Raw genomic sequence first — 14,384 nt, forward strand, 5'->3', positions numbered from 1 at the left:
TTTATGTAAATAGAAATGTTATTCATTGCTCTTATAAAAACAGTATGCCATTACCGTAACGTTTATAATATTGTATAAAATGGTTAGGATAACAGCGACACTATCCCACATACTTTCCCAATGATTAGCCATAAATGCAAGAAACCCAGTGATAAATAGAATTGTACATGCTCCATCCATATCACGCCCATTTTTTATTCCAGCTCTTATTTCAGCTATAATTGCGGAAATAAAGGCAATCCCAGAGTATGTGTATATTCTATAATTACTAATTTCCACCAATGTACAAGATGATATATCAACCCATGAACATACAATATTCCAAGCGATAAGCCCAACTATAAAATAAATGATAACCGCAATAATTAGGCATACAATAGATTTGAAAATATCCATAATCATCAAGATGTTATTTGCCATTAATCCGCTTATAAACAAGTATAACGGTTTGTCCTCTAAAAGTACCTCCTATGGTAATTCTGCTTAATACACCATTTACTTTATTAGAAACGATAACCACTCCACTTTCACCAAAACCTTTGTATTCGTAACCATCTTTAGATGTCAGAGTAACAGTTTCATTTTTATAAGTTACAGTGGCTTTAGATTCACTAATAAGATGGGCTGTAATATTTGAAGCACTTATAGTAGTTACTTTCTCGTTGTCAATAACTGCATAATCAAACTTGTATTCATCAGCATATAGATTAATACTGAATACGATTAATGTAAATGCGAATATTAGGACTTTGAATTTCATACCATACTTCTATTTAATGTGAACACATAGATACTAAAACCAATAATCCAACAACAGCAACAAGTATTGACATACACCCAGTTTTGTTCAGTTCCTTATCTTTGAATCCATTCTTCAAGCCATCTTTAATAAAGATATATGCAAAGAATCCTCCTGCGATAATACCCAAAAGTACCCATAAGGACATTCCAAAATTAGAAGTTCCACCGTTATCCCATCTACCACGATTACCAATGTCTGCAAATAGATAAGTAGTATTGAGGAATAGCATGATAAAAAGCAATATGCACTTATTTAACTTGTTCATACTTAATACTATTTACATGTTGTGTGAATATCTTCTGTTTACTATTGCTTTGGCAATTTCATTGAAATATGTAGCAACCTCTTTATTGGCATAAAAAGCCCGATACTTCTTTTGTTTGCGTACACTTAAAGCCCTGTACTCCGCACCACTTATTCTATTTCCTTTATTATCGTACCAATAATCATCCCCATCAACATTGCCCAATTCTCCTTTAGAATCTGTTATGTTTCCAAAATCATCAGCTGAAAGTCTGTCTTTTTTCAATGCGTCCATATACCTTTCATACGCATTTCTAAATTCCTCACGTTTATATTCATTCCAATTCTTACTTGCAACATAGGATTGAACATTAGTTCCTAAATTGTGTATATATAATTCTTTGTCAATTTTGCGCATACCATATTTATATGAAAAATTGCCTTGAAATTCTTGGTTTACAGATAATCTGTTCATAAAAATATCACTGTCATTTCCCATATTTACACTATATATGGGAGCAAAGTATAAGGTAAGCAGTAGTAAAACAAAAGTTCTCATAATTTCAACAATTAGTAGTTAAAGTAAATAGTACCCAACGTTGTATGCTCTACTTTCCATTCAAAGTTATTCACTATAATTTCTTTGTCTAATAAAGCATTGACCCTAACGGCTCTGTTATTACAATCTCTCCAACTTTCTCTATATAAAGAACGGTCTAATACAGCCCGAACATAGATTTCAGTTTCTCCCGAATAAGATTCTCCTAAATTGATTTTGATTTTTGTTCTTTTGAAATTTTGTGAACTTGCATCAAAGAAGTATGCTCCTACAGTCTGATAGCTTTGTGTGGTAGAACGGTTAGGAGTAGAATATGAAGGCACATTCGGAAAATACCCGTTACTATTGCCACGGTTATGTTCGTTGCTACTGTTGTTATTGCTTTTGCCAACTATTACGGGTTTGTATTCAACTAATGGAAGTTGTGAATAAGCAATTGTTGGCAGTACTGTAAAAGCTAAAATTGAAATAATCTTTTTCATTGCTCACTAATATTGTACTTCCTAATTCCCTGAAGAAGCGGATAAAAAATAAGGTGTGGGAACTTATCATCCTTATCCATTGGTGGGCTTCTCGCATTGCCTCGTAGCGGATAAAGACAATAGCCCACACCAAAGGATATGTAGAAAGCCAATAATGGCTATACATACCAAAGATGTGGTGCTACCGTCCATTATCTTTGCTACAGGAAAATTTTGCGAGAATTTACCAATAAAGATAATTTCAATAACACCTTTCGTTAAATATGTCCTTTCAGTGCCTTAACACATTAAGACCTCTGAAATTGTTGCAAAGTTAGCGAAAGGTTTTGAATAGCTAAAGATAAAACGCTGATAAATGCAGTTCTAAGTGTTCCAAAACATATCTGTAGTAGGTAATTAGGTAATCATACCAACTATTAGTTTCCAAAAATCGCACATGCCATAAACTACAAGCCATATTATGCCTTTTTAAAAAGATAATTTTCTTACGCTTGCATCAATGCGGAACTAACCACGTTATCGCTATCTGTTTCGCTTGAAACTATGCCCTATCATATTTATATATAGCTATTATTTACAGTTCTTCTTACATTGCAGTTTTTGAAAGTTGCTGTATGTTAGGGCACGGGACAAAGTTCTCTTTCTCTGAAAATTGCATGATAACAACAGAAATTTCAGACTTTGTCCCACCAATCAGAAACTCAAACAATCATAAGTGTTTAACAGTTCTTCTTGTCTAAGTCCTAAGTATCTTTTAGTAATGGTTACACTTGAATGGTTAAACAGTTCCATCAGTTTAACCAAAGCCAATTCAGCATTTTCAGAGGATTCAAACACTTTCCTGCCAAAAGTCTTTCTAAGTGAATGAGTGGAAAAATGGTCTATCTTTAAATTGTACTTGTTTTTCAACTCTTTAAGTACAATGTTTATCCATTGGATAGAATAGACTTTGTTCTTACCTTTTCCCGATAAAAAGCAAAACTCATTCAAGTTTTGAATATTCAAGGCAGTATAACAGTCTTTAATGTGCTTCTGAAACTCCTTATTAATTCTCACTTCCCTACGTTTGCTTGTTTTCTTTTCAGTGATGGTAAACTTTGCATCCTTATTCAGAAGCATTTCCCAAGTAAGTTGCAACAGGTCAGAAATGCGGAGACCAAAGAATATGCCACACCCAACAAGCAGGCTTATTCTATAATTCTTATCCCTATATAACTTTCTTACCAAGTTTGTGGCACTGTCCCATTGCAGGCAGTCACTTGTTGTATAGCTGTTCTTCAAACTCATGTTGTTTCAATTTTGTAGGTTTAACAATAAAAGTGAAAGTAAATTCGGGAATCGCTTTGTAATAGTCTGATTCTCAAATCACTTTCACTTCTATTAGAAAGTGTAACTATGATTGTATATAAATAAAGATAGATAAAATCAGTATCAGCAAAAAGGGATTGATAATACCAATTATTATTAGTAACAGTACTACTAGTATGCTCCATAGTACTAGTTTTTCATTATCATTCATTTTGTAGTATTTTTAAGTGAATAAAAAAAGGACACCTAAATAAATAGATGCCCTATTAGTTAGTTTAGCCCAAGAACCAAGAATATTTATTATCCAGTCCTTGTAATACATTGTTTAATCCAACACTTACCTCTGTAGCATTTACCCCACGTTGTAAATAGCTGTCTATGTAGCTATTTTTGTTTGATTGTGTGAGTAAATTATGAAAATCAAAAAGAGATATAGCATTATCTTTCACTCCAAACACTTCATTTGTGTAATAATCACGACACACACTATTTATTTGGCTGTCAGTGATTAAAAGTCTTGGTATTGCTTTCTGTCTTGCTGGTGAAAGTGCTTGATACATTCTCATTCTGCCTACCACTTGTGCAAACTGTGTTTCAGATAGATAAGTGTCTGATAATGTTTGCATCAAATGTATTTCTTTGGCTGCATTGAAGCTGTTAAACAATTCCAGTACATTTCTGTAAAGTTCACTGATATTGGTTACTTCCATGTTGAACCTCACACCCTCACCAGTAAGAATCTGATTAGAACAAATTTTCATTCTCCAACCTATAAAACAAGAAAATTTCTCCAAGCCTTTGGAAGAACGGTACAGATTCAAGTCACTGTAATTTCTTACCCCACCTATGCACAATTCAAGTTTTTGTCCTCTTATTGTTTCAAAAATAGTTGGAACAGTAAAAGCAAATGCAAGTCTTTGATAGAATTGTGTCTTCTCACATTCTAACAGTTCACTTGCTTTCTTGCCTAGTGCGGACGGTATTCTACCACGTACTATATGTGAAACTCTTATTTCTGGAAAACTCACCTTTTCACCTGCATAGAATGTACTTGCAGCTTCATGCACACAAGAAATAAAGTCTTGGTGTGCAATGGTTAATTCTTGGTTTGCCCAAGTTGGAACGACACATTTGTTTGCAAGCTCATCCAGTGTGATAGAATCTGTATTTGCTTCCAAGAAAGTAATGCTTGGCTTTGCAGTTTCTTCCACAATTATAGTAGCTTCTTCTGCATACTCACCTAAATTCAAAGTTCTTTTCTCTGTTGGCATGATAACTAAATTTCTCATATTGATAAAAGTTTAAATGATTAATAATTCTTTTTTATATCAATATACAGAGGGGGACTATTGGAGGTTGTGGACACGCGCTACAGCCACTCTTATATATTTTAGGTCACTGGCTGCATGGGGAGGGGGATTTCTGTATTAAGTACCTTATATATCTGTTCTCTTGACTTTTAGCTAAACTGCATATAGGTGATTCTTTAATTAGGTAGTCTTTTTAATGTCATTGGCTGTATGTGGCATATTATAAAGTATAGGCTATATAACTCTCATTAAAGTGAAAATTTTCAGAAAGTCAGAATCGGAAAAATGTACGTCTGTGGTTCTGCGCCAAAAATAAAAGCCGCAAGGGTTACTTACGGCTTGGCAATATATTAGGCAATGTAACCTCTTTCAAGGTCTTCATCGGTGATTATTTCGGGATATAGGTTCTTGATAATAGCCAACTGACTTTCAGAAGTTATCAGAAATATATCCTCTCTAAGCAGGTGTATTCCTTTCTTGTCCCTCTTTACATAGCCATTTTCTATGGCTTCATTCATATATCTTGATATTGTACCTTTAGACAAGCCAAGTTCTTCCGCTAATTTGTTTTGGCTGTAAAGAGTGGTGTTAGTCCCGTTCAAGCATTTACATTTCAGCAGGACAAGAAAGCCTTTCAGTTCCTTGCTTATCGGTTCATTATATAGCTTATTAGTTATAAGAACGTAATGTTCCGTATCTGATTGGTAGCTGCATCTGTTGAATTTTCCATATTGTCCGTAAACATCAAATTTATCTATGTTTACTAATCCGAGGGATTCAAACTTATGTAGCCATTCTCTTATCTGGTCTGTCTTTTTAATTCCGTAGAAATCAGTCAAGTTATCTTGTTTGATATATGATTCCATCGTATTGCAATCGGAACAGAGAGCCAGGCAATAGAATAGGTACGTTTCCAGCAAATTAAGTTTTCCTGCGATATTAGATGTTATTTTTCTGTATGAGGTCATTAGCAACCGTATGTTTATAGTTAGTAAAATAAATATCTCCTTTCTTTACCAGTCTTCTGTAATGGTGGTTTCCGAAGTAGCTTTTCGCTTCTTTCTGATTCGTGAATGTCTGTTTTGTAGGCAAATAGATAATCATAGGCAATTAAATATGAGATTTTGAGAATTAACCAATCTGTCCCGATTTGAAAAATCGGGTAGGTAGGTATTTATATATAGGTATTTATAAGCGACCCACCTAAGATGAACACTCCGCACCCCCTAAAATGAACACCTCTTTTTTGAGAATCAGAACCGGATTTTGAGGATGCTGTTTTTGTGAGGTTGGATTTCTGTTTTTTCAGATATGCTATCTTATTCATTGTATTAAAAAGTTCCAAGTAGAATCGGTGCAATCATTAGTTATAGAGAAAACCAACCATTTTTAGTGATTATAGGAAAGACACGGTTTGCATCTGTCCTATAATCTTGTATAAACGTAAGATGACTTTCTGTATATGCAGGTGCAGGTACTTTTTTTAAGCAGGGTATATATAGGAATTTCTTCATAAAAAAGGTACTCGCCTATATACCTTTCCGCATGGTCAGTTGATAACCTTTTATATTTTTCCGCTTGCTTTCCACCGCATGAAAAAAATCAAGAATGGTATGTGATGTTACCGCTTTCTTTGGGACAATGCCAAACAACTTAAAAATCCTGCTGATTTCTTCCTTTATGAATTTTCGGGAATACCATTTGCCCGTTTCAAAAGAGTTGTATATCATCTGTGAGACTTCCGTTCCCGTAACTTTGGCATGGTAGTCTGCAATAATCATTGCTTCCTTTATTTTCTTGCGGTTATATTTCAACCGTTCAATTTCTTTCTTGCCTATCTTGTTGTATGCTTCCACTATAAAACTGTCCGCTTGTTCCAAGTCCCTTTTGAATTGGTATTCCATTTCCGTTTGGCATTCACCAAGCAATTCAAGCTGTTGTACCATTATCTTACGTTTCTCCTTGATGGAATTTGACTTGTTGCTACGTTGCAGTCTCTCATAGTCACCGAGTTTATAATCCAAAATGCTATAATTATTTATGGTAAAAGCATCGCAGTTCTTGTATGCTTTATGCAGATTATCGGGACAATTATAATATCCTTTCACCAGTTCCGTATTGATGTAGTTGTCTATCTTGAAGTATTTGCTTCTTCCTTTCTCGTCCAGCATCTCCGCATAGGGCAGACTGGTAAGTATTGTACCGTATGCGTCTTTTGCGGAAACGGTGGTCGCATAGTCATAATGATTCTGTAACATATCGTACACGTCTTTCCAACACGAAATACGTCCTTTAAGTTCTTCCTTGCTTCTCACCATAAAATTGCGGTTGGTGTTGCTGATATGGTGGATAGAGGACACACCGTTTCTGAATCTTCCCACACATTGAATCGTGTCCGTATTCGGGTCAAATGCGGTATAGTCCGCAAAATAACAGTCTGTCAGTAATAAGATGGTCGGCTTCTCTTCAAGTTCAATATCCACCGCATTATAAAAACGTGAAGTGAGCCAGTTGTAACGCTTCATTATGCCCTTGTCCCATATATCGGAAACATTCTCAAACTTCAAGCCTTTCAGCTTTTCCACACTCTTTTCGGAACAGAATACTGCGGATTCGTCCAATAAGTCAAGTTGCTGCATCAGTGAATAAATGGTATCTGTAGAATTACAGAATACGAAACAATTACCTTTCAGATCTGCAAACACTTCTTTTGCTGCCTGCAACAGATTATTGGTAGCATGGAGATTCATGCCTTTTACATAGTCGAATGTAGGCTTGATGGTAATGGTCTGAAATTTCTGTTCTTCAAAACGTGGGTCTGTAAACTCGATGGGAGTGGCAGATACCAAGGCTTTCTGTTCACATTCAAAAAATAAGTCCATAGGCAATGTTATATCGGGACGAAAACCTGAATCTTTGACTATCTTATGGCATTCATCGAACAATAGAAAGCTGTTATAGCGTATATCCATATCCATTTCTTCAAATGCTTCCTGCACCTTGTGGAAACTTTCGGGAGTAGTGAGTATCTTGAAATGTTTACTCTGTTTGATGCTCCTTTCCATGTATGCCACTACGTCATCCGTATAGACACCATCAAAAACACCAAAAAGATTGTCTTTCTCATGTTTCGGGTCTTTGCATTTTCCGCTGATAACGGGTTTGTTCGGCTCTATGATGATTGAATTACGGTGTGCTTTCAGTTCTCCATAAGTAGCACCAAGTCCCGTAAGTTTCTTATATAATATGGTGTTGGTGGGGATTTCGGGCAGTATCTCTGTCAAGTATTGGATTTTTCCGTTTGCTTCCTTGCTGACTGTTATCTCTCTGTTCTTCATTTTTCTTATACTTAAATAGTTAATAAAAAAGGGGGAAACTTCCCCCTTTACTTTTGGTTGTTTAGATAATCTGTTTATGCTCACGTAAATAGTCCAATGTCTCATCTGTCCGCTTGATTCTGAACATTATCTTTCCCTTGAAGCAAGGAAGAATCGCACTGATAGATTCGGGATGCTCTCTAAACAACGGAACATATTGTATTGCCTTACCAGCGTCAATCATTGCTTTCAGTATTCCAAGCTGGAAGTCCTCGTTCTCATCCAACGTGTCCGCTTCTTTCGGGTTTGTATCGAAGTCTGTCACGTCACCTTTGAATAAGTAGTTCAACAAGCCTTGATAGGATGCGCTTTTCAGTTGGTATTTGAATCCTGCCACGTGAGCGGATTCTATCCATGCACAACGTGTATTGTCTTTGCTACCGTAGAACTTCACTATCAGTTGTTCCTTACGCTTCATCATTTCCTGCAAGGTGTTGTATGCGCCTTGGTTATCATACTCTTTTATAGCGGTTTTTGTACCGAAATTGTAATCAAAATTACTCATGGTTATAATTTTTTAATTAATGAATATGTTAATGCAATCATTGACTTTGGCGCCTTATTGTCTCTGATTGACATTGCAAAAGTAGGGCAGAATTTAGGGGTAACAAAGGAATTTGCCGAATGCCCATGTGTGTAGAAAACGTGCCCATTCCAGTACGCAAAAAAAATGCGTACCGAAAAGAATAAGCCTTTCAGTACGCATTTCTGCTATGGTTTTATGTATGTTGTTTATGAGACTACCATGTAGTTATTAGCTATGACAGACGGAAATTTCTCGTTCTTGTATCTTCTAAGGAGATTGGATAACATTCTGTTCTTGTTGCCCTCTGAATCGTATTCTTCATTGTATCTCTTGCCATCATAGCCCACTGTATAGATAAGTCTTGAAACAAGCATCATCTTGTCTTTAGATACCTTTACCTTTTTGTTGGGTATGGTAGTAGCCTTTCTTCTCTCAATGAAGAAAAGAAACATATCCGTAAACTTCCATTTCTTATAGGATATGTCAAGACTGAACTTGTCTTTGAAGTTCATTTGTGATAACAGACTGTTATCTATAAAGCCTTTCAATCCTATATTTTCTAATTGTTTGATTTTTAGCTCTATGCCTTGTTCTCCCTTTACAATATTGTCGTATGTTTCACTGAAATGATGGACTGCTATTTGAATGATATTTATCAAATCTTCTCTTTCTGTATAATAACTCTTTCTATTGCCTTGCTTCAAAGTAATACTTGACGCATCACACAGATTAGTTAGAAAAGTGGCAAAGTCTTCAAGTACGGACTTTCCCATAATGGGTGCATTTGTACCAATATCCTCTATAAAATCATATACGAAAAGAAGTAGATACCAAAACTTACTAACGTCCAACTTATACGCTTCAATGGTATTCTGTAAATCTTCATTAGTTAGAAACTTCTCTTTGAATGAATCATCCAGCTTTCTGTATTCTCGTTTCTTGTATTCTTCCAAAGTTCCTTTGAAAGTTCTCATTTCTTGTGTTCTCTCGTATCTTTCTTCAACGGATAAGTTTCTTTCTGCATATCTGTTGGCGAATATGGCAGGTGCGGAAGATTCTACGGGTATCATTCCCATATCTGTTTCTGCATAATCGGGCAGGAAGTGATTGGCTACTTCCCACACATATTCTAATAGTGGTTCAGCAAGGCATTTATAGCTTTCATGCCAAGCCACTTTTAAATCGGGCAATTCTTCTATCTGATACATAGTGTATTCATATTAGTTATACTGCAAAATAAAAGAAAAGTCTGCAATCTTTAGCGGATTACAGACTTCTTTTTCGTTATAGCAGGTTCTTCATTGCATTGTTTATCTGCTCATTGTCGAAACTATCTAAATAAACTTGTGTTACTCGTTCCGAACTGTGTCCCATAATCTGCCCAATGATAGCGGTTGATATACCTGCCTTCTTCATAATGGTAGCTTGGCTATGTCTTGCAACGTATGTGGTGATTGGAATAGGTATGCCCAATTCTTCGCCAATCTGTTTTAAGCGTTTATTTACTTTGGTGATAACTTTATGCAGTCTGTTGGCTTTCTCTTGTTCCGTTGTATGTCTGTTAGAAAATATCGGGAACAGATAAGGGTTGTTCTTGCTGTGATACTTCTTAATAAGTTCAACTGCTTGTGGAACTAACGGTAATTTGATGAGCTTACCCGTTTTGCTTCTTTTATAGACAAGTCTGTTGTCTATGATGTTCTTCTGTGTGAGATTGGCTATATCCACAAAGTTAATGCCACCCATGTAATAGGTGAAAGCAAACAAGTCTATGGGTAGGCGCATAAATCTGTTGTCTGTCTGATATTGCAACACTCTGTTTATGTCCTCTTTGCTTAACGCTCTTTTGGCTGTTTCTTGGTTCAACTTAGATACTTTGTATTTCTTGAAAGGGTAGTGTTCCGCTTTTACCATATCTTCTTGTATGGCATAATTATAGATGGTGCGCAATGTTCTGAATCGTATGCCGATGGTATTCTCCGCAAGTCCGTTGTTTCTAAGCCATGTCTCGTATTTCTTTAGCCAAGCAACATCTATATCTGTGAAATGAATATTCAGATGTTTATTGTACTTGATGAGTGAGTTATAAACTTGTTTGACTGAAAGCATATATCCACGTCTGTTCTCGTCTTGTAATAGCTGAATGTATTCTTTAAATGCTTCTTCTACTGTTTTCGGTTTAACTGAATTGGAGATTTGTTCATTCAAAGTATTGGCTGTAAACAACTTATCCTCTGATTTTAGTTTAACTATTTCCGTTTCATACTCTTTTTTCTTGTTAGCTATGAGTATGTTAATATGCTCTCTGTCAGGGCAATTCGATTTTGGGACATTCTTTTCAAAGTTCCAGTGTTCTGCTCTTACAGACACGCCAAGACTGACATACTTCTTTTTACCATCCTTGCAGATACGAATCATAAGCGGATGTTCACCATTACTAAGAGTTTTTGACTTGTAACACAGTACATTAACCGTTGTAGCCATATTGATTTCCGGTTTAACTCTTGGTTTAACTCTGATAGCGAAAAGTGGCTAAATCCGTGGAAAAACAGGGTAGTATATAAAGAAAAAAGCAGCTACTTTTATTAGTAACTGCTTGATAATTAATCTTTTAAAAGTGGTGCCACCAGGAATCGAACCGGGGACACAAGGATTTTCAGTCCTTTGCTCTACCAACTGAGCTATGGCACCTTTCTTGTTTGCGGTTGCAAAGGTAGTGAAATTTTTGTATTCTGCAAGGGGCAAAGAAATAAAAAAACACTGATAAAAACTATGTGTTTAATTATCAGTGCATTTTCCCTTTTTAAATATTTTGAAAATTGGGATGGAATATTTTAATTTGTTTTTTTTAGGGGATTCCAACCTTGAGCTTTAAGTTCAAATTCTTGTCCATCTCGGGTGATTAATGCACATCCCAATTCCGGTTTGGTAATATGACCGATGATCCGAACACCTTCCATTTCAGAAATTTTTTCATGTTCAGTGATCGGGACAGTAAAAAGAAGTTCATAATCTTCACCCCCGTTCATGGCACAGGTAGTAAGGTTCATGTTGAATTCTTCTGCCATAACAGCTGTTTGAAAGTCGATAGGAATGTGTTCTTCATAAACGCGGCAACCCGCGTTACTTTGAGAACAGATGTGCATTAGTTCCGAAGAAAGACCATCAGAGATGTCCATCATTGAAGTTGGAATGATTTGGGCTGAAGCCAATCTTTCAATAATATCTTTACGAGCTTCAGGTTTTAGCTGACGTTCCAGAAGATATTCTTTACCGGAAAAGTCTGGCTGTGCATCTGTCTCCCCTTTAAAAACTGCCTTTTCACGTTCTAATAGCTGTAATCCCATATATGCAGCGCCAAGATCACCACTAACACAAATGAGATCGGTCTCTTTGGCGCCATTTCGATAGACTATTTTGGCTTTGTCAACTTCACCAATGCAGGTGATGCTGATGGCAAAACCAGTAAGTGAAGAAGTCGTATCACCACCAACAATATCTACGTGATATTGTTGGCATGCGAGACGAAGACCCGCATAGAATTCATTCATATCTTCCACGCTGAAACGCTTCGAAAGAGCTAGGGAGACAGTGATCTGTTTGGGAATTCCGTTCATGGCGTAGATATCGGAGAAATTGACTATAGCCGATTTATATCCGAGATGTTTTAAAGGGACATAGGTCAGATCGAAGTGTACACCTTCCATTAGCAAGTCGGTCGTGACCAGTACTTGTTTATCCGGGTAGGAGAGGACAGCAGCGTCATCGCCTACTCCATATTTGCTTGATTCATTTTCTAATTTAATTCCTTCAGTGAGATGTTTAATGAGTCCAAACTCACCTAAGGTTGCAATTTCTGTTCTCATAAGTCTGCTTTAATAAAAACTGTTTATGCACGGTTTATCAGTTCACGCATAATTGTAGTCATTTTGGGTTGAGCGGCATCGGCTGCCTTTTGGACTTCCTCATGCGATACTTCAACGATTTTTCCTTCTACTCCCAAATCTGTTACTACTGATACACCGAATACTTTGATTCCACAATGGTTGGCAACAATCACTTCCGGTACGGTTGACATTCCTACAGCGTCTGCTCCTAAGATGTGGAATAATTTATACTCGGATGGGGTTTCGAATGTTGGTCCCTGCGTACCAAGATAAACACCATGCTGTACTTTAATGCCTTTCTCTTCAGCGATTTCATTTGCTTTACGTATAAGCTCCTTATCATAAGCTTCGCTCATATCCGGAAAACGGGGACCGTAAGGAATATTTTTTCCACGGAGCGGATGTTCTGGAAAATAATTGATGTGGTCAGTGATGATCATAAGATCACCAATCTCAAAATCTGGATTAGTGCCTCCACTGGCATTGGATACGAATAATGTTTTAATGCCCAACTCGCGCATCACGCGGACCGGGAATGTTACTTCCTTCATGGAATATCCTTCATAATAATGGAAACGACCTTGCATTGCCATTATATCTTTATTACCCAGTTTGCCGAAAATCAGTTTACCGCTATGTCCCTCAACGGTGGACACGGGGAAGTTAGGAATATCTTTATACTCTATTTCGTACTTTTCGGTTATTTCATTGGCCAAACTACCGAGTCCTGTTCCCAGTATGATCGCAGTTTTTGGACTTGTGTGCATCTTTCCTTTTAGAAAGTTAGCTGTTTCTTGTATTTTCTCTAACATATTCAATAATGCGTTGGTTAAAAATATCTTGTTGGTTCTGTAAAATCTCTACTTCGATCGGTAACGCAAAAATATATTTTTTTAGTTCGTCATCCAAAGTTAAGTTATCTGCCAGTCGGGTGGCATCCTTTTCTGTAGTAATGATCAGCCGATGTTTTCCTTTCAGCTTGCCAAATCGTTCTTTGATAAGCTGAATGTCACGTGAACTAAAATTGTGGTGATCATTGAAAGAGAGCAGGTCTATATGTGAAGTATAACTCTCCAGTTCCTCTATGATGGCAGCAGGTGATGCAATACCTGTTACAAGTAATATTTCTTCATTTTTTTGTAGAGTTGTTAGTTCTCTGTTTAGCTTTCCTGCCTGAACTGGAAATACAGGTTTCAGACTTCGATAACTGAATGATGAAAAATATAACTGTTGATATGGAAAAAGGTTCAGCCTTTTGGTTATAATATTGAGGTCGATCGGCTTGATATCTTTAGGGCACTTGGTAACGATGACAATATTTGCCCGGTTCTTTCCATTAACTGATTCGCGCAGCCGGCCGGCTGGTAGTAAAGTGTCGTCGCAAAACAGACGATGGTAGTCAGTCAAGAGAATGTTTAATCCTGCTTTGACATAACGATGTTGGAAAGCATCATCAAGCAGAATGACATCAATAGGAGGATTTTTTACTTTCAGTAGCTGTTCAATACCATGACAACGGTCTTCATCGACTGCCACCCGAATATTTGGAAATTTTGATTTAATCTGATAGGGTTCATCTCCGATGTTTTGGACATTATTGTTCAGTGAGGAAAGGATGTATCCTCTTGTTCGTCTTTTGTATCCTCTGCTTAATACTGCGATTTGAAATTTTTGGCTAAGTAACTTTATCAGATATTCTGTATGTGGTGTTTTTCCTGTTCCACCGACTGCAAGATTACCAATGCAAATAACAGAAATATCAAAACTCTTTGACCGGAGGTTTCCCCAGTCAAAGAGTTTATTTCTTAACGATGTCACTGCCCAATAACATAAGGAAGCAGGGTAAAGCCATTTATGTATCTTGATAAAGTTTTCTTTCATTCAGTCCGG

The 14,384-nt window shown here is 36.6% G+C and carries 15 protein-coding genes and 1 tRNA gene; all 16 read right to left on the reverse strand.

What is annotated here, in order from left to right; translation table 11 throughout:
• Positions 1-18: 18 nt before the first annotated feature.
• The 16 genes from H8744_RS10210 to lpxK all read right to left on the reverse strand — a co-directional run bounded on the left by H8744_RS10210 (position 19) and on the right by lpxK (position 14,375).
• Positions 19-420 (reverse strand): hypothetical protein, encoded by a 402-nt coding sequence (locus H8744_RS10210; protein ID WP_011203310.1) that lies wholly within the window; start codon positions 418-420, stop codon positions 19-21.
• Positions 410-760: a hypothetical protein gene (locus tag H8744_RS10215; RefSeq protein WP_195538121.1), complete on the reverse strand. Its 351-nt coding sequence runs from the start codon at positions 758-760 to the stop codon at positions 410-412. Before H8744_RS10215 ends, H8744_RS10210 begins: the two co-directional genes overlap by 11 nt.
• A gap of 13 nt (positions 761-773) precedes the next feature.
• On the reverse strand, positions 774-1,067 hold the full coding sequence (locus H8744_RS10220; protein ID WP_011203308.1) for a hypothetical protein: 294 nt from the start codon (positions 1,065-1,067) through the stop codon (positions 774-776).
• A 12-nt stretch (positions 1,068-1,079) separates the two neighbouring features.
• Positions 1,080-1,544, reverse strand: a complete 465-nt coding sequence (locus H8744_RS10225) for a hypothetical protein (RefSeq protein WP_229100930.1) — start codon at positions 1,542-1,544, stop codon at positions 1,080-1,082.
• A 71-nt stretch (positions 1,545-1,615) separates the two neighbouring features.
• On the reverse strand, positions 1,616-2,086 hold the full coding sequence (locus H8744_RS10230) for a hypothetical protein (protein WP_117616041.1): 471 nt from the start codon (positions 2,084-2,086) through the stop codon (positions 1,616-1,618).
• A 693-nt stretch (positions 2,087-2,779) separates the two neighbouring features.
• Positions 2,780-3,373, reverse strand: coding sequence for a tyrosine-type recombinase/integrase (locus H8744_RS10235; RefSeq protein WP_195292319.1), 594 nt, complete (start codon positions 3,371-3,373; stop codon positions 2,780-2,782).
• A gap of 296 nt (positions 3,374-3,669) precedes the next feature.
• Positions 3,670-4,683, reverse strand: a complete 1,014-nt coding sequence (locus tag H8744_RS10240) for a DUF3871 family protein (protein ID WP_061438292.1) — start codon at positions 4,681-4,683, stop codon at positions 3,670-3,672.
• Positions 4,684-5,054: 371 nt separating this feature from the next.
• The gene (locus H8744_RS10245) at positions 5,055-5,672 is read right to left on the reverse strand and encodes a winged helix-turn-helix domain-containing protein (RefSeq protein ID WP_195538122.1); all 618 of its coding nucleotides are present in this window, start codon (positions 5,670-5,672) and stop codon (positions 5,055-5,057) included.
• Between the two features lie 561 nt (positions 5,673-6,233).
• On the reverse strand, positions 6,234-8,042 hold the full coding sequence (locus tag H8744_RS10250; protein WP_195538123.1) for a DEAD/DEAH box helicase family protein: 1,809 nt from the start codon (positions 8,040-8,042) through the stop codon (positions 6,234-6,236).
• Between the two features lie 61 nt (positions 8,043-8,103).
• A complete protein-coding gene (locus H8744_RS10255) occupies positions 8,104-8,586 on the reverse strand; it encodes a hypothetical protein (protein WP_195538124.1) in 483 nt (160 codons plus the stop codon).
• A gap of 227 nt (positions 8,587-8,813) precedes the next feature.
• Positions 8,814-9,815 carry a hypothetical protein gene (locus H8744_RS10260; RefSeq protein ID WP_195538125.1) on the reverse strand — a complete coding sequence of 334 codons (1,002 nt, stop codon included), beginning with the start codon at positions 9,813-9,815 and terminating at the stop codon, positions 8,814-8,816.
• A 76-nt stretch (positions 9,816-9,891) separates the two neighbouring features.
• On the reverse strand, positions 9,892-11,091 hold the full coding sequence (locus tag H8744_RS10265) for a site-specific integrase (protein ID WP_195538126.1): 1,200 nt from the start codon (positions 11,089-11,091) through the stop codon (positions 9,892-9,894).
• A 134-nt stretch (positions 11,092-11,225) separates the two neighbouring features.
• Positions 11,226-11,298: transfer RNA gene (locus tag H8744_RS10270), tRNA-Phe, on the reverse strand.
• Between the two features lie 143 nt (positions 11,299-11,441).
• Positions 11,442-12,473: a thiamine-phosphate kinase gene (thiL, locus tag H8744_RS10275; RefSeq protein ID WP_262434733.1), complete on the reverse strand. Its 1,032-nt coding sequence runs from the start codon at positions 12,471-12,473 to the stop codon at positions 11,442-11,444.
• A gap of 23 nt (positions 12,474-12,496) precedes the next feature.
• Positions 12,497-13,306, reverse strand: a complete 810-nt coding sequence (locus H8744_RS10280; RefSeq protein ID WP_262434734.1) for a purine-nucleoside phosphorylase — start codon at positions 13,304-13,306, stop codon at positions 12,497-12,499.
• Positions 13,278-14,375, reverse strand: coding sequence for a tetraacyldisaccharide 4'-kinase (gene lpxK, locus H8744_RS10285; RefSeq protein ID WP_262434735.1), 1,098 nt, complete (start codon positions 14,373-14,375; stop codon positions 13,278-13,280). Before lpxK ends, H8744_RS10280 begins: the two co-directional genes overlap by 29 nt.
• Between the last annotated feature and the right edge of the window lie 9 nt (positions 14,376-14,384).

It is taken from the genome of Jilunia laotingensis, from assembly GCF_014385165.1.
GTDB classification, from domain to species: Bacteria; Bacteroidota; Bacteroidia; order Bacteroidales; family Bacteroidaceae; genus Bacteroides; species Bacteroides laotingensis.